Here is a 17,778-nt window from a genome sequence, read left to right as displayed (position 1 = left end):
GGTGATCGAAGAGACCCTCCTCGAGGCCGAGGAGAAGATGGAGAAGGCCGTCGTGGTCGCCAAGGAGGACTTCGCCGCGATCCGCACCGGCCGTGCGCACCCGGCGATGTTCAACAAGATCGTGGCCGACTACTACGGCGCACCGACGCCGATCAACCAGCTGGCCTCGTTCTCCGTGCCCGAGCCGCGCATGGCCGTGGTGACGCCGTTCGACAAGAGCGCCCTGCGCAACATCGAGCAGGCGATCCGCGACTCCGACCTGGGCGTCAACCCGAGCAACGACGGCAACATCATCCGGGTGGTGTTCCCCGAGCTCACCGAGGAGCGCCGCCGCGAGTACATCAAGGTCGCCAAGGGCAAGGGCGAGGACGCCAAGGTGTCCATCCGCTCCGTGCGCCGCAAGGCCAAGGACGCCATCGACAAGCTGGTCAAGGACGGCGAGGTCGGCGAGGACGAGGGCCGCCGTGCGGAGAAGGAGCTCGACGACACCACCGCCAAGTACGTCGCCCAGGTGGACGAGCTCCTGAAGCACAAGGAAGCCGAACTGCTCGAGGTCTGATGAACGACTCTTCCTGGGGAGCGCCGCCACAAGCCGGGCACTGGGGGCCGTCCGACCGGGGACCTGTCCAGGGGGCGGCCCCGGCGGGTCCCGCGTACGATGCGCACAACGCGCAGCAGACTCGCCCCATGCCCATCGTGCCCGACGTACCCGAACACGGCGGAGACCAGGATGACGACCAGGGGGCCGCTCGGCTGAGCGGCCCCCTGGTCCGAGACGAGCCGCTGCGCGACGACACGTACCGCGGCGAGACCCCGTCGGCGCAGCCGTATGCGGCTGTGCCGCAGAATCCGGAGCCCATGCCCGACGCCCAGCAGCCGGCGCAGCCGCAGCCGCAGCCCCAGCCGCAGAAGAAGAGCGCGGGGCGCGACCTGGGTGCCGCGATAGGGGTCGGCGTCGGGCTCGGCGCGGTGATCGTCGCGTCGCTGTTCTTCGTCAAGGCCGTCTTCGTCGGGGTCATCGCCATAGCCGTCGTGGTGGGCCTGTGGGAGCTGACCACGCGGCTCCAGGAGCGCAAGGGCATCAAGGCGCCCCTCGTGCCGCTCGCGGTCGGCGGCGCGGCGATGGTCGTCGCCGGGTACGTGCGCGGCGCCGAGGGCGCGTGGGTCGCCATGGCGCTCACGGCGCTGGCGGTCCTCGTCTGGCGGATGACCGAACCGCCGGAGGACTACCTCAAGGACGTCACGGCGGGCCTGTTCGCCGCCTTCTACGTGCCGTTCCTGGCCACGTTCGTCGCCATGATGCTGGCGGCCGACGACGGCCCTTGGCGCGTCCTGACCTTCCTGCTGCTGACGGTCGTCAGCGACACCGGCGCGTACGCGGTCGGCTGGCGTTTCGGCCGGACCAAGCTCGCCCCGCGCATCAGCCCCGGCAAGACCCGCGAGGGTCTGCTCGGAGCGGTCGCCTTCGCGATGGCGGTGGGCGCGCTGTGCATGCAGTTCCTGATCGACGGCGGTTCCTGGTGGCAGGGCCTGCTGCTCGGCCTCGCGGTCGCGGCCAGCGCCACGCTGGGCGACCTCGGCGAGTCCATGATCAAGCGGGACCTGGGCATCAAGGACATGGGCACGCTGCTGCCGGGCCACGGCGGCATCATGGACCGCCTGGACTCGCTCCTGCCGACGGCGCCGGTGGTGTGGCTGTTGTTGGTGATCTTCGTCGGGGCGGGTTGACGGCGGTCGGGTAGTCTGGAAGGGCTCGCGGCGTATGGCCGCGGGCCCTTTCATCGTCTCCGCCGACGCGGGGATGTTCCAGTGAGGTCTCCTGGCTTCGGCATGGTCCTGCCGTTGTCCCCGCCGACGCGGGGTTGCCACAGGCCCGTCGTCATGAGGAGTTGTCCGACAGTGGCCCGTCCCGTCCCCGGTGAGCTGACCTTCGTCGCCCCGCGCGGAGCCAAGAAGCCGCCGCGGCATCTCGCCGACCTGTCGCCCGCCGAGCGCAAGGAGGCCGTCGCCGCGATCGGTGAGAAGCCGTTCCGCGCGAAGCAGCTCTCGCAGCACTACTTCGCGCGCTACGCCCACGACCCCGAGCAGTGGACCGACATCCCCGCCGGTTCGCGCCAGGGACTCCGGGACGCGCTGCTGCCCGACCTGATGTCGGTCGTCCGGCACCTGTCGACCGACCAGGGCACCACCCGCAAGACGCTGTGGAAGCTGTTCGACGGGACGCTCGTCGAGTCCGTGCTCATGCGCTACCCGGACCGGGTGACCATGTGCATCAGCTCCCAGGCGGGCTGCGGCATGAACTGCCCCTTCTGCGCCACCGGGCAGGCCGGACTGGACCGGAACCTGTCCACCGCCGAGATCGTGCACCAGATCGTCGACGGCATGCGGGCGCTCAGGGACGGCGAGGTCCCCGGTGGCCCCGCGCGGCTGAGCAACATCGTGTTCATGGGCATGGGCGAGCCCCTCGCCAACTACAACCGGGTCGTCGGAGCCATCCGCCGCCTCACCGACCCCGAGCCCGACGGGCTGGGGCTGTCCCAGCGCGGCATCACCGTCTCCACGGTCGGTCTGGTCCCGGCGATCCACCGGTTCGCCGACGAGGGCTTCAAGTGCCGCCTCGCCATCTCCCTGCACGCCCCCGACGACGAACTGCGCGACACCCTCGTCCCCGTGAACACGCGGTGGAAGGTGCGCGAGGTCCTCGACGCCGGCTTCGGGTACGCGGCGAAGTCCGGGCGCCGGCTGTCCATCGAGTACGCGCTGATCCGCGACATCAACGACCAGGCGTGGCGCGGCGACCGGCTCGGACGGCTGCTCAAGGGCAAGCCGGTGCACGTCAACCTCATCCCGCTCAACCCGACGCCGGGCTCGAAGTGGACCGCATCGCGGCCCGAGGACGAGAAGGCGTTCGTGGAGGCCATCGCGGCGCACGGTGTGCCGGTGACCATCCGGGACACCCGTGGGCAGGAGATCGACGGGGCGTGTGGTCAGCTCGCCGCGAGCGAGCGGTAATCTGACCGGCGTACATCTTCGTATTCCGACATCTTCATATTCCGACAGGGGAGCGCCACAGCGCTGAGAGTGCGGCACCGGCCGCAGACCCTCCGAACCTGGCCCAGGTCATTCTGGGTAGGGAGATCGGTCATCACTCGAGCTGTTGCGCCCTGCCCGGGATCCCTCGCCAGGGATCCCGGGCAGGGCCGCGTCTTCTCCTGGTGACCCAGGAGGAATTCCGTGAGCATCACCAAGAAGGCCAGTGTCCTGGTCGTCGGGCTCGGTCTGGTCGGCGGCCTGGCCGCCTGCGGATCGTCGTCCGACGGCCAGAACGAGGGGTCCGACAAGACCGTGACCCTCGTCAGCCACGACTCGTGGGCCGCGTCCAAGAACGTCATCGCGGACTTCGAGAAGAGCTCCGGCTACAAGGTCAGGGTCCTGAAGGACGGCGACGCCGGGCAGGCCGTCAACAAGGCCGTCCTCACCAAGGACAACCCGCAGGGCGACGTCTTCTTCGGCGTCGACAACACGCTGCTGTCGCGGGCGCTCGACAACGGGCTGTTCCAGTCGTACGAGCCCAAGGGCTCCGACATGATCCTCCCCGAGTACCGGGTCGACCAGGACAAGCACCGGGTCACGCCCGTCGACACCGGTGACATCTGCGTCAACTACGACAAGGCGTACTTCAGCGAGCACAAGCTGACCCCGCCCGACTCCTTCGACGACCTCGCCGAGCCCGCGTACAAGAACCTCCTCGTCACCGAGGACGCCGGCAGCTCCTCGCCCGGTCTCGGCTTCCTGCTGGGCACCGCCGCCGAGTACGGCGACGACGGCTGGCAGGACTACTGGAAGAAGCTGAAGGCGAACGGCGTCAAGGTCGTCGACAGCTGGGAGCAGGCGTACAACGAGGAGTTCTCCGGTTCGTCCGGCGGCAAGAAGGCGAAGGGCGACCGCCCGCTCGTCGTCTCCTACGCCTCCTCGCCGCCCGCCGAGGTGATCTACGCCGACCCGAAGCCGGCCACCGCTCCCACGGGCGTCGCCACCGGCACCTGCTTCCGCCAGGTCGAGTACGCGGGCCTGCTGAGCAACGCGCGGAACCCCGAGGGCGGCAAGGCGCTGCTGGACTTCCTGGTCAGCAAGAAGTTCCAGGACGACATGCCGCTGAACATGTTCGTCTACCCGGTGCGGGAGGCGGCCCAGGTCCCGCCGGAGTTCGTGAAGTACGGCCCGCAGGCCAAGAACCCGCAGACCCTGGACCCGAAGAAGATCGCCGACAACCGTGACCAGTGGGTCAAGTCGTGGACCTCGCTCCTCCTGAAGTGACCGAAGTGACCGAAGTGACCAAGGCCGCCCGGTCCGCCGGCACCCGGTGGCGCGGGAGCGCGGCGCGGCTGGCCCTGATGGCCGGCCCCGTCGCGTTCTTCGCGGTCTTCTTCGCCTACCCCGTCGCCGCGATCGTCGCGCGCGGACTCCAGGTCGACGGCGTCTGGCGGTTCGGGCGGATCGGGGACGTCCTGGCCCAGCCCGACGTCCGGCACGTGCTGTGGTTCACCACATGGCAGGCCCTCGCGTCCACCGCGCTCACCCTGCTGATCGCCCTGCCCGGCGCCTATGTCTTCGCCCGCCTCGACTTCCCCGGCAAGCAACTGCTGCGGGCCGTGGTGACCGTGCCGTTCGTGCTGCCGACGGTCGTGGTGGGCACGGCGTTCCTGGCGCTCGTCGGGCGGGGCGGGCTGCTCGACGAGCTGTGGGGCGTACGGCTGGACACCACGGTGTGGGCCATCCTGCTCGCGCACGTCTTCTTCAACTACGCCGTCGTCGTGCGCACCGTCGGCGGGCTGTGGGCGCAGCTCGACCCGCGCCAGGAGGAGGCGGCGCGGATGCTCGGCGCCTCCCCGTTGCGGGCCTGGCGGCGGGTCACCCTGCCGGCGCTCGCGCCCGCCGTGGCCGCCGCCGCGCTGATGGTGTTCCTGTTCACCTTCACCTCCTTCGGCGTCGTCCAGATCCTCGGCGGGCCCGCCTTCTCCACCCTGGAGGTGGAGATCTACCGGCAGACCTCGCACGTGTTCGACCTGTCCACGGCCGCCGTGCTGACCCTGATCCAGTTCGCGGCGGTCTGCGCCATCCTCGCCGTGCACGCCTGGACGGTACGGCGGCGCGAGAGCGCCCTGCGGCTGGTGGACGCGGCCCGCACCGCGCGCCGGCCGCGCGGGGCCGGGCAGTGGGCGCTGCTGGCGGGTGTGCTCGTCACCGTCGCCGTCCTCGTCGTGCTGCCGCTCGCCGTGCTGGTCCAGCGGTCGTTCGGCGCCGGCGGCCTCACGTACTACCGGGCGCTGACCCACGAGGACGGCGGCACCTTCCTCGTCCCGCCGATCGAGGCGGTCGGCAACTCCCTGCAGTACGCCGTCGCCTCCACCGCCGTCGCCGTGCTCATCGGCGGTCTGGCGGCGGCCGCGCTGACCCGGCGCGACACGGGCCGCCTGGTGCGTGGCTTCGACGCCCTGCTGATGCTGCCGCTCGGCGTGTCCGCCGTGACGGTCGGCTTCGGGTTCCTGATCGCACTGGACGAGCCGCCGCTGGACCTCAGATCCTCCTGGATCCTGGTGCCGCTCGCCCAGGCGCTGGTCGGCGTCCCCTTCGTCGTACGGACCATGCTGCCGGTGCTGCGGGCGGTGGACGTACGGCTGCGGGAGGCGGCGGCGGTGCTCGGGGCGTCGCCGTGGCGGGTGTGGCGGGAGGTCGACCTGCCGATGGTGCGGCGGGCGCTGCTGATCGCCGCCGGGTTCGCCTTCGCGGTGTCGCTGGGGGAGTTCGGGGCGACCGTGTTCATCGCCCGGCCCGACAACCCGACGCTGCCGGTCGCCGTGGCGCGGCTGCTGGGGCGCCCCGGGGACCTGAACTACGGGCAGGCGATGGCCCTGTCGACGATTCTGATGGTGGTGTGCGCCGTGGCGCTCGTGGTGCTGGAGCGGCTGCGGACCGACCGGAGCGGGGAGTTCTAGGGATGCTGCTGAGTCTGCGGGACGCGACCGTCCGCTTCGGCGGGCGGGCCGTGCTCGACGCCGTCGACCTGGACGTCGCCGAGCACGAGGTCGTGTGCGTGCTGGGGCCCAGCGGCAGCGGCAAGTCGACGCTGCTGCGCGCGGTCGCCGGCCTGCAGCGGCTGGACGCCGGACGGGTGGAGCTGGACGGACGCGACCAGTCCGGGGTGCCCGCGCACAAGCGCGAGGTCGGGCTGATGTTCCAGGACCACCAGCTGTTCCCGCAGCGGGACGTGGCCGGGAACATCGCCTTCGGGCCGCGGATGCGCGGGGCGTCGCGGTCCCGGCAGCAGCAGGACGTACGGGAGTTGCTGGAGCTGGTCGGGCTGCCGGGGGCCGCCCGTCGGTCCGTCGCCGCGCTCTCCGGCGGCGAGCAGCAGCGGGTGGCGCTGGCCCGCGCCCTCGCCCCCCGGCCCCGGCTGCTGATGCTGGACGAGCCGCTCGGCCAGCTCGACCGGTCGCTGCGGGAGCGGCTGGTGGTGGAACTGCGTGAGCTGTTCGGCCTGTTGGGCACCACCGTGCTCGCCGTGACGCACGACCAGGCGGAGGCCTTCGCGCTCGCCGACCGGGTGGTGGTGATGCGGGACGGGCGGATCGCCCAGGAGGGGACGCCGCTCCAGGTGTGGCAGCGGCCCGCGGACGCCTTCGTGGCCCGTTTCCTCGGCTTCGACAACGTGGTGGAGGCGACCGTCACCGGGCAGGCCGCCGCCACCCCCTGGGGCAAGGTGCCGGTCCCCGAGGACGCCCCCCAGGGCACGCGGACCGTGCTCGTGCGGCCCGCCGGGGTCAGGATCGTGCCCGCCGACGCCGGCCTGCGCTGCACGGTCGCCGCCCGCACCTTCCGCGGCACCCACGTCGCCGTCCACCTCCAGCCGGAGAACGCGCCGCGCCTGGAGGCGGCGTGCGCGCTGCGGAACGCTCCGGAGGTCGGGGACATGGTCGGGGTGGAGTTCGACGGGGCGGAAATCGTGGTGCTCGGGTGACCGGCCGCTCCTAGGATGCGGCGCATGACGTCTTTGACGCACGACCGTTACTGCGACGAAATCGCCCGCCAGGTAGGGCAGTTGAGAGACCTGGTGGTATCCGGCGCCGATCTCTCCGCCACCGTCCCGACCTGCCCGGACTGGTCCCTGGAGGAGCTGGTCCGGCACACGGGCGGCGCCCTGCGCTGGGTGGAGCTGCTGGTGCGCACCCGGGCCCGGGAGAACGTCCCCGGCGAACAGGTGCCGGACGCCGCGGGTCCCGGCGCCCGGGGCGACGCCGCCGCACTGGGCGCCTGGCTGGCGGAGTCGGGCGAGGCGGTCGTCGGCGCGCTGCGCGAGGCCGGGCAGGACGCGAAGGTGTGGTCCTGGAGCGAGCGGCACGACGCGGGCTTCTGGGCCCGCCGGATGACGCACGAGGTCACCGTCCACCGCGCGGACGCCGTGCTGACCGCTGGGCAGCCCTACCGGGTCGCGCCGGAGGTGGCCGCCGACGCGATCGACGAGTGGCTGGAGATCGTGGAGTTCATGCAGCGCACCGGCGCGGTTCCCGGGGCGAGCGAGCTGCGCGGGACCGGTCGCAGCCTGCATCTGCACGCCACCGACACCGACCCCGGGCTGCGCGCGGAGTGGCTGATCGAGCTGGGCGAGGACGGCGTCACCTGGCGCCGCGGCCACGAGAAGGCGGACGTCGCCCTGCGGGGACCGCTCACGGACGTCCTGCTCGCCTTCTACCGCAGGCTGCCGCTGGACGCTCCCGGCCTCGAGGTGCTCGGCGAGCGGGAGGTGCTGGAGTTCTGGCTGGAACGGGCCTCGTTCGGCTGACAGGGCGATGGCCCGCCCCTCCGTCGGGAGGGGGCGGGCCATCGGCCGCCACCGGGGCGAGGACGTCAGCGGCTGCCGTTCGCCCCGCGACGGCGCAGGCCGAAGAAGACCGCGCCGCCACCGAGGGCGACGAGGGCCGCCGCGATGCCGACGATCATGCCGGTGTTGGAGTTCGCACCGGTCTCGGCGAGGTGGGAGTCACCGGCCGCCGCGGACGGGGCGTTGCTCGGCACGGCCGCCGGGGCGGAACTCTCGCTCTGCGAGGCGGTGGGGGCCGACGGCGACGGGGCCGGGGCCGACGTCCCGGTCTCCTCGGCCGGGGCCGACGAGGACTGCGACGGGGACGGGGACGGCGTGTCCTCGGTCGCGCAGGCGGTCGCCGGGGTGACGAGGTTCGGCTTGATGTCCTCGTCGACGTAGTCGCCGGCCTTGACGTGGACGCGGTACTCGGCGTTCGGCTTCCAGTCCGCGGCGAAGGTGAGGGTGCTGCCCTCGCGCGAGCCCTTGACCACCTGCTCGCCGATCTTCTGCGCGTCCCCGCCGTGGTTCTCCAGGTACACGGTGACGGTGGCGGGGACGCCGCCTGAGTCGACGTCGGTGACGGTGATGACGCCCTTGTCGCCGTCGCACGTGGCGGCGGCGGAGAAATCGCCGATGGTGCAGGCGAAGGCGTTGCCGGCGGCGCCGATCGCGAGGGCCGCGGTGGCCGAGGCGACGCCGAGGGCACGGACGCTACGGCGGGACGCCGTGCGGCTGAGTATGGACAGGACTGCCACGTTGTTCCTTTACGGGAAGCGCGGATGCGGGGGGTGGAGAGGGTGCCGATGTCATCAGCACGCCCACGAGCCTCACTGGTCTATAAGCGGTGCATAAGAAGTGTCAACGCATATGCCGGCCAAGGGTGTTGGCTTTGCTCTCTTATTAACCGCCGAGATGTTTCAGCGCTTCGGGGGTCTCCTCGATCCGGTCGACCAGGGTGATCCGGGCCTCCATGGACCGCCCCTCGGCCGGTGACGCCAGCAGCGGCCGGGCCGGCAGTGTCCGCGTCCAGTGCGCGCGGTCCACGAGCACCATGGGAGTGGGCTCTCCCCGCGACTCGTAGTAGTTCGGCGTCGCGTTGGCGAAGATCTCCTGTACGGTGCCGGCGCTCCCGGCAGGAACACCACGCCCGCGTTCGAGCGCGCCAGCAGGCCGTCCATGGGGGTCCCCCGCCCGAGCGAAGCCGAGAGTGGGGAGGGTGGCGTCGGCGAAGTACTTGGCGATGCGCGCGGCGAAGGCGTTCGGCGGCTCGTGGCCGTAGAACCAGGCCGGGATACCGACCGAGGCACCGCCCCGGGCCAGCGCTCCCGCACCTCGAAGGCGGAGCGCGCCCAGTCGGTGGCCGACGGCGTGAACGACGTGACCTTCGCGAGGAGCGACAGGACGTCGTCCAGCATGCCGTCGTCGAACGGGGCGGCGTACGCGCCGGGGTCCGCGGCCTCCATCGCGTCCGGTCCGCCGCCGGTGGCCACGGTGTGCCCGGCGCGGGCCGGTTCGCGCCCCGGACGCGCGGCGCCCGCGTGGGCGCGGGTGCCGCGGGCCATGGCGTGGCCGCCCATGACGCCCACCACCCGGGCACCTGCGAGGAGTTCGCCGACCGCGTCCGAGACCGCGTCGTCGTGGATCGCGCAGCATGGAGGCGAACACGTCCCCGTCCGCCTTGGTGCGCTGGAACCAGTCGTGGGCGAGCGCGTCCGGTGTCGCCTCGTAGCCGCCGTCGAGGCCGGCGTACAACTCGTCGGGGGAGTGGACGTGCCCGCGGTACGGGCCGAAGGGCAGGCCGGGTACGGGCGGGAAGACCAGGGCCCCGGCGGCGCGTACACGGGCCGCGGCCTCGGGGGCATCGGGCAGCCGAGGAAGACGGCGCCCGTGACGTCCGTGGACAACAGGACGTCCGCACGGACCGTCGGGTCGAGGGCCCGGACGCGGTGACGGGCGAGGGCGCCGTGTGCGGAGACGACCTCGTCGAACTCGGCGCGGGTCTCTGTCTGCCGGTCGTGCGAGGCGTGGTGGGACTGCGCCTGGGACGGGGACGGCGGCTGGGGCTGGGCGGGTGCCGGATCCACCCGCCCATGCCGGGTCCGCGTCCGGATCAGCCCTCGACGAACGCCGGGTCCATCCACGCGACCTCCCAGGTGTGGCCGTCGAGGTCGTCGAAGGCCCGGCCGTACATGAAGCCGTGGTCCTGGGTCTCGCCGGAGGCCGAACCGCCCGCGGCGATCGCCCGGTCCACCAGCTCGTCGACCTTCTCACGGCTCTCCGCGCTCAGCGCGATCAGCACCTCGCTGGACTTCGTCGCGTCCACGATCTCCTTCTTCGTGAACTGCGCGTACTTCTCCTTGGTCAGCAGCATCACGACGATCGTGTCGCTGATCACGACCGCGGAACCGGTCTCGTCGGTGAACTGGGGGTTGATCGTGTAGCCGAGCTCCGTGAAGAACTTCTTCGAGGCGTCGAGGTCGTTCGTCGCCAGGTTCACGAAGATCATCTGCTGGTACATGGGGCCTCTCCCGTCGGTGCGGTGCTGGTGTCGTGCCGTTCGCAGGGTTGGACGGGAGGGCGGCGCGGAAATCATCGGTGGTCCGGCGGAAATCTCGGGGGATTTCCTCAGCGGGCCAGGGGCAGTGCGGCCAGGGCCGCGACGAGGAGGGTCAGCGGGCCGAAGAGGACCAGCAGCGCGGTGGCCCGCAGGGCGGCGGCGGCGCGCAGCGTCGTCCGGGGCGCGCCCAGCCGCAGCAGGGCGGCGGTGGTGTCGGCGCGGGTCTGCCTGGCCTCGACGGCCGTGGTGAGCAGGGTGGCCACCGTGCTGCCCGCGACGACCAGGACGCCGAGGGTGCCCAGGGGGTGGGACGCCGGTCCGTCCGTGCCGTACAGGACCCTCGCGGCGTAGGTCGCGGAGGCCACGGCGCAGACGACGCCCAGGGGGCGGCCGATACGGCTCGACTCCTCCATGAGGACGCGGCCGGCGAGCAGGCGCAGGGCGCCGGGGTGGACGGCCTGGAGGAGGCGGCCGCACAGATGGGTGAGGCCGGGGCCGGCGAGGGCGAGGCCCAGGGCGGTCAGGGTCCAGCCGAGGAGGACGCCGGCGGAGGGGGTGGTGCGGGGGGCGGCTGTGGTGCGGGCGTAGGCCTCGACGGCGAGGCCGGCGGTGAGGACGGCGACGCCCCAGGGGAGGGTGGTGGCGTTCTGGCGGCGCGGGGTGTCCGGGGCGTGGGGCTGGGCGCCCGCCGGGGTCGGGGGGTGGGGGGCGTTCGCCGGCGCGTGCGGGGCGTCTCCCCCGGAGGGGGTGTCCCCGGTGCCCACCCTCTCCCACGCTCTGCTTCGCTCGCGCGGGGGTCCCCCCACGCGCGGGGGGACCCCCGCCGCCCCGGCGGCACGACTGCCCGCAGGCTCGGCGGACTCGGTGGTGAGGACGCCGGCGAGCTCGGCGGTGCGGCCGTCGGCGGAGGCGTCGGCGGCCGGAGCGGTGGCGGTCGTGGTCGTCCTGGGGGCCCAGCGGGCGCCGAAGCGGCCGTAGGTGCCGAAGGTCTCGCGGGCCGCGCCCCAGCCGTACGCGCCGAAACGGCCGTAACCGCGGGCACCGGCGGTGCGGGCGGGCCGGGCGTCGCGGGGGCGGAGGGACAGGGCCACCGCGGCGGACGCGGTCGCCGGGAGCAGCGTCAGAAGGGTCACGGCCGCCGGGAAGGGGAGGGGAACGCCGACGGCGAGGGAGTCGGCCGCGGCGCCGTCGAAGGGCGCGGCGGTCAGGTCGCCGCGCAGGTGGAGGAAGAGGACCAGGGCCGCCAGCGAGCCGAGCGCTCCGGACAGGGCCGTGGTCGTCGCGGAGACGGCCATCAGCCGGCCGGGGCCGAGGCCGATCGCCGACAGACCGGAGCGGGGCCGGGTGCCCGGGTCGGTACGGGCCACGGCGACGGCGAAGTACACGGTGGCGGCGAGGGGGGCCGCGCACCAGGCGAGGCGGAGGGCGGAGGCGCCGTGCGTGTCCGGATGGCCGACGGCGTGGCCGAGGACGCACAGCAGCAGGAAACCCGTGCCCGCCGAGAACGCGGCGACCAGCAGGCGGCGCAGCCGGACGGCGAGCCGGGCGCGGCGGGTCAGACGGAGAGCGAGCACGCTGCCCGGCCTTCCGTCCCGGCGCCCGGGGAGCCGACCGTGGTCTCGGTCACCGGCGGCAGGTGCACGGTCCTGACCCGCCGGCCGTCCAGCAGTGAGACGGTGCGGTCGGCGAGCGCGGCGGTCTGCGCGTCGTGCGTGGCGAGGACGACGGTGATGCCGTGCGAGCGGGCCGCCGTGGTCAGCGTCCGCAGCACATGGGCGCGGTCGGCGCGGTGCAGGGGCGCCGTCGGCTCGTCGGCGAACAGGACCGTGGGGGCGACGGCGAGCGCGCGGGCGATGCAGACGCGCTGCCGTTCGGCCTGCTGGAGCGCGTGCGGGCGCCGGCGGGACGCGCCGCCGACGTCGAGGCGCTCCAGCCACTCCAGGGCGGTCGTCTTCGCCCGGCGCCGGGCGGTGCCGCGCAGCATCAGGGGGAGGGCGGTGTTCTCCCAGACGGTGAGCTCCGGGACGAGCACGGGGGCGGGGTCGATCCACGCGAAGCGGTCGCGGCGCAGCCGTTCGCGGCCGATCGGGCCCATGGTGTGCACCGGCACGCTGTTGAACCAGACCTCGCCGTCCCGGACCCGCAGCATCCCGGACAGACACCGCAGCAGCGTCGTCTTGCCGCTGCCGCGCGGGCCGCTGACGGCGAGGATCTCGCCCTCCCGGACGCCGAGCGAGACGCCCTGCAGAGCGGGCGAGCCGTCGTGGTGCTGGAAGTGCAGGGCGCGGGCCCAGAGCACGTCGTTGTCCGGCGGAGCCTCCATGGGCGTACACCTCGGTTCTGATCCGTTTTTCCCCGGCCGTTCCCCCGTACGGGCGAACGAAGGCGGGGCCGATCGGTCACGAGGCACCGTAGGCAGTCGCCGGGGTGCGGCCGGACAGCACGCGGCCCCGGGCCGCCGTTTCTCACTCGAACGGACGACACCGGGGCCGGTGATGATCATCCAGAAGGATGATCGGAGCGCCGCGGGATCAGAGCTTGGTCCACGCCTCCGTCAGGGTGGCGCGCAGGATCTGCTCGATCTCGTCGAAGGTCTCCTGGTTGGAGATCAGCGGCGGGGCGAGCTGGATGACCGGGTCGCCGCGGTCGTCGGCACGGCAGTACAGGCCGTTGTCGAAGAGCGCCTTCGACAGGAAGCCGTACAGGACGCGCTCGGTCTCCTCGTCGTTGAACGACTCCTTGGTGTTCTTGTCCTTGACCAGCTCGATGCCGTAGAAGAAGCCGTTGCCGCGGACGTCGCCGACGATCGGCAGGTCGAGCAGCTTCTCCAGGGTGGCGCGGAAGTTGCCCTCGTTGTCGAGGACGTGCTGGTTGAGGCCCTCACGCTCGAACAGGTCGAGGTTGGCGAGGCCGACCGCGGCGGAGACCGGGTGGCCACCGAAGGTGTAGCCGTGCAGGAAGGTGTTGTCACCCTTGTAGAACGGCTCGGCCAGGCGGTCGGAGACGATGCAGGCGCCGATCGGGGAGTAGCCCGAGGTCATGCCCTTGGCGCAGGTGATCATGTCCGGGACGTAGCCGAACTTGTCGCAGGCGAACGTCGTGCCGAGGCGGCCGAAGGCGCAGATGACCTCGTCCGAGACGAGCAGCACGTCGTACTGGTCGCAGATCTCGCGCACGCGCTGGAAGTAGCCGGGCGGGGGCGGGAAGCAGCCGCCGGCGTTCTGCACGGGCTCCAGGAAGACGGCCGCGACCGTCTCCGGGCCCTCGAACAGGATCTGCTGCTCGATCTGGTCGGCGGCCCAGCGGCCGAAGGCCTCGGGGTCGTCGCCGAACAGCGGGGCGCGGTAGATGTTGGTGTTCGGCACCTTGTGCGCGCCCGGGACGAGCGGCTCGAAGGGGGCCTTGAGGGCGGGCAGGCCGGTGATGGACAGGGCGCCCTGCGGGGTGCCGTGGTAGGCGACCGCGCGGGAGATGACCTTGTACTTGGTCGGCTTGCCGGTCAGCTTGAAGTACTGCTTGGCGAGCTTCCAGGCGGTCTCGACCGCCTCGCCGCCGCCGGTGGTGAAGAAGACCTTGTTCAGGTCGCCCGGGGCCTCGTTCGCGAGGCGCTCGGCCAGCTCGACGGCCTTCGGGTGGGCGTACGACCACACCGGGAAGAAGGCGAGCTCCTGCGCCTGCTTCGCGGCGGCCTCGGCGAGCTCCGTGCGGCCGTGACCGGCCTGGACCACGAACAGACCGGCGAGGCCGTCGAGGTAGCGCTTGCCCTTGTCGTCGTAGATGTGGGTGCCCTCACCGCGGACGATGGTGGGGACGGGGGCGTTCTCGTACGACGACATGCGGGTGAAGTGCATCCACAGGTGGTCGTAGGCGGTCTTGCTGAGGTCCTTGGGGCTGTCGGTACTCACGTTTATCGGGTTCCCCACATATAGGTCTGCTTCTTGAGCTTCAGGTAGACGAAGCTCTCGGTGGAGCGCACTCCGGGTACGGCCCGGATGCGTCGGTTGATGACCTCGAGGAGGTGGTCGTCGTCCTCGCAGACGACCTCCACCATCAGGTCGAAGGAGCCCGCGGTCATCACCACGTACTCGCACTCGGACATGGCCGCCAGCGCGTCGGCGACGGACTCCACGTCGCCCTCGACGTTGACGCCGACCATCGCCTGCCGGCGGAAACCCACGGTGAGCGGGTCCGTGACGGCGACGATCTGCATCACGCCCTGGTCGAGCAGCTTCTGGACGCGCTGGCGCACGGCCGCCTCCGACAGGCCGACGGCCTTGCCGATCGCGGCGTACGGCCTGCGGCCGTCCTCCTGGAGCTGTTCGATGATGGCGAGGGAGACGGCGTCCAACTGGGGACCGCCGTTCCTGGACTCGCGGGAGTCCTTCGGGTCTGCGCTTCGACTGGCCACGACTTCACTGTGCACGACGTATCGATAGTTTTGCAAGGCGGGGACCGGTGTAATTCGTTGTCTGAGTAGCCCCATGCTGCGGATTTCGCAATTCGAAGGCAGGTGGGGGTGTTGAAAACGTCGGGGATCCGTCTAGGGTGGGTGTCTCAGTGCTTGGACGCCTGAGAGACCTGATCGACACCCGAACTTGGAGGGCCGGCAGTGAGCACCGAGCTGCGTCGTCTGCGCAACTACATCGACGGTGAGTTCCGGGACGCCGCCGACGGACGGACCACCGAGGTGGTCAACCCCGCGACGGGAGAGGCGTACGCGACCGCCCCCCTGTCCGGCCAGGCGGACGTCGACGCCGCCATGGCGGCCGCCGCCGCGGCCTTCCCGGCCTGGCGCGACACCACCCCGGCCGAGCGGCAGAAGGCCCTTCTCAAGATCGCGGACGCGTTCGAGGAGCGGGCCGAGGAACTGATCGCGGCGGAGGTGGAGAACACGGGCAAGCCCATCGGGCTGACCCGCTCCGACGAGATCCCGCCGATGGTCGACCAGATCCGCTTCTTCGCGGGTGCGGCCCGGATGCTGGAGGGCCGCTCGGCCGGCGAGTACATGGAGGGCCTGACCTCCATGATCCGCCGCGAGCCGATCGGCGTCTGCGCGCAGGTCGCGCCGTGGAACTACCCGATGATGATGGCCGTGTGGAAGTTCGCCCCGGCGCTCGCCGCGGGCAACACGGTCGTCCTGAAGCCCTCGGACACCACCCCCGCCTCCACGGTCCTGATGGCCGAGATCATCGGCTCGATCGTGCCCAAGGGCGTCTTCAACGTCATCTGCGGCGACCGCGACACCGGCCGCCTGATGGTCGAGCACCCGACCCCGGCGATGGCCTCCATCACCGGCTCCGTGCGGGCCGGCATGTCGGTCGCCGAGTCCGCCTCCAAGGACCTCAAGCGGGTCCACCTGGAGCTGGGCGGCAAGGCCCCGGTCGTGGTCTTCGAGGACACCGACATCGCCAAGGCCGTCGAGGGCATCACGGAGGCGGGCTACTTCAACGCCGGCCAGGACTGCACGGCGGCCACGCGCGTGCTCGTGCACGAGTCGATCCACGACGAGTTCGTGAGCGCGCTCGCGAAGGCCGCGTCCGAGATCAAGACCGGGCAGCCGGACGACGAGGACGTGGCGTACGGCCCGCTGAACAACCCCAACCAGCTCAAGCAGGTCGCCGGGTTCATCGAGCGGCTGCCCGCCCACGCCAAGGTCGAGGCCGGCGGCCACCGGGTCGGCGACAAGGGCTACTTCTACGCCCCCACCGTCGTCTCGGGCCTCAAGCAGGACGACGAGATCATCCAGAACGAGGTCTTCGGCCCGGTCATCACCGTCCAGTCCTTCCGCGACGAGGACCAGGCCGTGGAGTGGGCGAACGGCGTCGACTACGCGCTGGCCTCCTCCGTGTGGACCAAGGACCACGGCCGCGCCATGCGGATGTCCAAGAAGCTCGACTTCGGCTGTGTGTGGATCAACACCCACATCCCGCTGGTCGCCGAGATGCCGCACGGCGGCTTCAAGAAGTCCGGCTACGGCAAGGACCTGTCGGGGTACGGCTTCGAGGACTACACGCGGATCAAGCACGTGATGACGTCGCTGGACGCCTGACGCCCTCGACGGCGCGGCCCCGGACGGGAACTCCCGTCCGGGGCCGCGCCGTCCGCGTTTCCTCCGGCGGACGGCACGTGCGCGACGGGGCGCCGGGTCCCCGGGCCGGTCCGCTCGACGCGGCGTCGGCCGCCCGGCGCCGCGTAGGCCACCGCGCCGCCCGAAAGCCCCCGACGCCGAAGACGTCCCCGCTCTCCCGCCGGACCCTGCCGCGCACCCTCGGCGCCGGCGCCGAGTCCGGCGGTCCCACCGGCTGCGGGGCGCCCGCCGCGTACGTCCCCGCCGGTGAGCGGGCCGCCGCCGGACCGGCCGCCTGGCGCGACCGCGTCCCCCGGCCCCGGTCGCGCGGGGGTGGGCTCGCCCCCTCCGGCGCTGAGGAGACCGCCGCCCCGGCCGGGGATCCGCCGGTCTTCCCCGGCGCGGCGATGCGCGAACGGCTCGCGACCGCGCAGGGCGTCCGGGCGGGGAGCGGGCGGAGCCCGCGAAGCGGTGGAACGGGACCGCGGGCGTGCAGCAGACTGCCCGGCATGGGGAATTCACCGCGTGAGGAAATGGCCGGGGACGCGGTCACCCTCGGGCTGCTGGCCGCCTGGGCCCTGCACGACATCGAGGAACTGGCGGTCATGCCCGGCTGGTGGCGGCGCAACCTGCCCGTGCTGCGCGAGCGGTACCCGACGGTGCCGGAGGCGGTGTGGCGGCGGGCCGCTCCGACGGAGCCGCGGGAGTTCGCGGCCGCGGTGGGGGCGATGGCCGTGATCGTGGCCTCCGCGTCCGTCGCGGGCCGGCTGACCGGCGGCAGATCGGCCTTCTACCAGAGCGTGCTCAACGCCTTCGGCCTGCACGGCCTCGTCCATCTCGCGCAGGCGGGGCTCGTCCGCGGATACACGCCGGGGTCCGCGACCTCGCCCCTGCTCGTCGTGCCGTTCACGCTCTGGGCCCGCCACCGGCTGCGCCGGGCCGGCGTCCTGCGCGCCACGCGCCCGCGCGACCTCGCCGTGGGAATCGGTCTGGCGGGCGCGGCCGTCGCCGCGTCGCACACCGTGGCTCGACGGGTCGTCCGGGCCGCTTGAGGGCGGCCGCGGTGTCGCCGTCGGCCGCGGGGCCGGCCGCCTCGCCCCGGGCGTCCGTCGCGGTGGCCGACCAGGGGACACGTCCTGCCGCTCCTCCCGTGGGGCGTGACCGGCGGGCACGGCCGTCCCGACCGGCCGGGAGGCCCGGCGGCCCGTGCCGGGCCTCCGCGCCGACTCGTCACGGGCCCTTGTCCCGCGGCTCGTCTCCCGCTTAGGGTCGCGGAAAGCGCTTTCCCCCTTC

15 protein-coding genes, 1 pseudogene and 1 riboswitch are annotated in these 17,778 nt (G+C 72.4%); of the genes and pseudogenes, 9 read left to right on the top strand and 7 right to left on the bottom strand.

The window, feature by feature from the left end:
• Position 1: 1 nt before the first annotated feature.
• From frr to ACIRFH_RS19895, 7 genes are all read left to right on the top strand, one after another.
• Complete coding sequence (gene frr / locus ACIRFH_RS19925) at positions 2-559, top strand: ribosome recycling factor (RefSeq protein WP_044388432.1); 558 nt, start codon at positions 2-4, stop codon at positions 557-559.
• The gene (locus tag ACIRFH_RS19920; RefSeq protein ID WP_403522314.1) at positions 559-1,728 is read left to right on the top strand and encodes a phosphatidate cytidylyltransferase; all 1,170 of its coding nucleotides are present in this window, start codon (positions 559-561) and stop codon (positions 1,726-1,728) included. Before frr ends, ACIRFH_RS19920 begins: the two co-directional genes overlap by 1 nt.
• A 171-nt stretch (positions 1,729-1,899) precedes the next feature.
• Entirely contained in the window at positions 1,900-3,012 is a 1,113-nt protein-coding gene (gene rlmN, locus ACIRFH_RS19915; RefSeq protein ID WP_403522312.1) for a 23S rRNA (adenine(2503)-C(2))-methyltransferase RlmN, read from the top strand.
• A 36-nt stretch (positions 3,013-3,048) separates the two neighbouring features.
• Positions 3,049-3,154, top strand: a riboswitch (TPP riboswitch).
• 80 nt (positions 3,155-3,234) lie between these two features.
• Positions 3,235-4,317, top strand: a complete 1,083-nt coding sequence (locus ACIRFH_RS19910) for a thiamine ABC transporter substrate binding subunit (protein WP_403522311.1) — start codon at positions 3,235-3,237, stop codon at positions 4,315-4,317.
• 77 nt (positions 4,318-4,394) lie between these two features.
• The gene (locus ACIRFH_RS19905; protein ID WP_403522451.1) at positions 4,395-5,996 is read left to right on the top strand and encodes an ABC transporter permease; all 1,602 of its coding nucleotides are present in this window, start codon (positions 4,395-4,397) and stop codon (positions 5,994-5,996) included.
• Positions 5,997-5,998: 2 nt separating this feature from the next.
• Positions 5,999-7,018 carry an ABC transporter ATP-binding protein gene (locus ACIRFH_RS19900; RefSeq protein ID WP_403522309.1) on the top strand — a complete coding sequence of 340 codons (1,020 nt, stop codon included), beginning with the start codon at positions 5,999-6,001 and terminating at the stop codon, positions 7,016-7,018.
• A gap of 24 nt (positions 7,019-7,042) precedes the next feature.
• Positions 7,043-7,840, top strand: a complete 798-nt coding sequence (locus ACIRFH_RS19895; RefSeq protein ID WP_403522307.1) for a maleylpyruvate isomerase family mycothiol-dependent enzyme — start codon at positions 7,043-7,045, stop codon at positions 7,838-7,840.
• Between the two features lie 65 nt (positions 7,841-7,905).
• On the opposite strand, the gene ACIRFH_RS19890 is transcribed toward ACIRFH_RS19895, so the two are convergent.
• The 7 genes and pseudogenes from ACIRFH_RS19890 to ACIRFH_RS19860 form a co-directional block, all read right to left on the bottom strand.
• Entirely contained in the window at positions 7,906-8,616 is a 711-nt protein-coding gene (locus ACIRFH_RS19890; protein ID WP_403522305.1) for an LAETG motif-containing sortase-dependent surface protein, read from the bottom strand.
• Positions 8,617-8,761: 145 nt separating this feature from the next.
• Positions 8,762-9,945, bottom strand: a pseudogene (locus tag ACIRFH_RS19885) (Rossmann fold nucleotide-binding protein).
• Between the two features lie 26 nt (positions 9,946-9,971).
• Positions 9,972-10,379 (bottom strand): VOC family protein, encoded by a 408-nt coding sequence (locus tag ACIRFH_RS19880; protein ID WP_403522303.1) that lies wholly within the window; start codon positions 10,377-10,379, stop codon positions 9,972-9,974.
• Between the two features lie 107 nt (positions 10,380-10,486).
• Complete coding sequence (locus tag ACIRFH_RS19875) at positions 10,487-11,992, bottom strand: hypothetical protein (RefSeq protein WP_403522301.1); 1,506 nt, start codon at positions 11,990-11,992, stop codon at positions 10,487-10,489.
• Positions 11,974-12,741 carry an ABC transporter ATP-binding protein gene (locus ACIRFH_RS19870; RefSeq protein WP_403522299.1) on the bottom strand — a complete coding sequence of 256 codons (768 nt, stop codon included), beginning with the start codon at positions 12,739-12,741 and terminating at the stop codon, positions 11,974-11,976. Before ACIRFH_RS19870 ends, ACIRFH_RS19875 begins: the two co-directional genes overlap by 19 nt.
• Before the next feature lie 208 nt (positions 12,742-12,949).
• A complete protein-coding gene (locus tag ACIRFH_RS19865; RefSeq protein WP_403522297.1) occupies positions 12,950-14,323 on the bottom strand; it encodes an aspartate aminotransferase family protein in 1,374 nt (457 codons plus the stop codon).
• A gap of 2 nt (positions 14,324-14,325) precedes the next feature.
• On the bottom strand, positions 14,326-14,841 hold the full coding sequence (locus ACIRFH_RS19860) for an Lrp/AsnC family transcriptional regulator (RefSeq protein ID WP_107481940.1): 516 nt from the start codon (positions 14,839-14,841) through the stop codon (positions 14,326-14,328).
• Between the two features lie 186 nt (positions 14,842-15,027).
• On the opposite strand from ACIRFH_RS19860, the gene ACIRFH_RS19855 reads away from it, so the two are divergent.
• Entirely contained in the window at positions 15,028-16,467 is a 1,440-nt protein-coding gene (locus tag ACIRFH_RS19855; RefSeq protein ID WP_403522295.1) for a gamma-aminobutyraldehyde dehydrogenase, read from the top strand.
• A 527-nt stretch (positions 16,468-16,994) separates the two neighbouring features.
• Positions 16,995-17,537: an HXXEE domain-containing protein gene (locus tag ACIRFH_RS19850; protein WP_403522293.1), complete on the top strand. Its 543-nt coding sequence runs from the start codon at positions 16,995-16,997 to the stop codon at positions 17,535-17,537.
• Positions 17,538-17,778: the final 241 nt, after the last annotated feature.

Origin of the sequence: Streptomyces sp. NPDC093586 (assembly GCF_044764905.1) — a bacterium.
In the GTDB taxonomy this organism is placed as follows: Bacteria; Actinomycetota; Actinomycetes; order Streptomycetales; family Streptomycetaceae; genus Streptomyces.
Note: the sequence above shows the minus strand (reverse complement) of the source record. Positions and strands in the feature narration are given on the sequence as shown.

Excerpts from the sequence above, each read along its gene's own strand:
- ACIRFH_RS19870 (WP_403522299.1), bottom strand. The coding sequence starts at position 12,741 with ATGGAGGCTCCGCCGGACAACGACGTGCTCTGGGCCCGCGCCCTGCAC.
- ACIRFH_RS19920 (WP_403522314.1), top strand. The coding sequence starts at position 559 with ATGAACGACTCTTCCTGGGGAGCGCCGCCACAAGCCGGGCACTGGGGG.
- ACIRFH_RS19905 (WP_403522451.1), top strand. The coding sequence starts at position 4,395 with ATGGCCGGCCCCGTCGCGTTCTTCGCGGTCTTCTTCGCCTACCCCGTC.
- ACIRFH_RS19880 (WP_403522303.1), bottom strand. The coding sequence starts at position 10,379 with ATGTACCAGCAGATGATCTTCGTGAACCTGGCGACGAACGACCTCGAC.
- ACIRFH_RS19850 (WP_403522293.1), top strand. The coding sequence starts at position 16,995 with ATGGGGAATTCACCGCGTGAGGAAATGGCCGGGGACGCGGTCACCCTC.
- ACIRFH_RS19895 (WP_403522307.1), top strand. The coding sequence starts at position 7,043 with ATGACGTCTTTGACGCACGACCGTTACTGCGACGAAATCGCCCGCCAG.
- ACIRFH_RS19900 (WP_403522309.1), top strand. The coding sequence starts at position 5,999 with ATGCTGCTGAGTCTGCGGGACGCGACCGTCCGCTTCGGCGGGCGGGCC.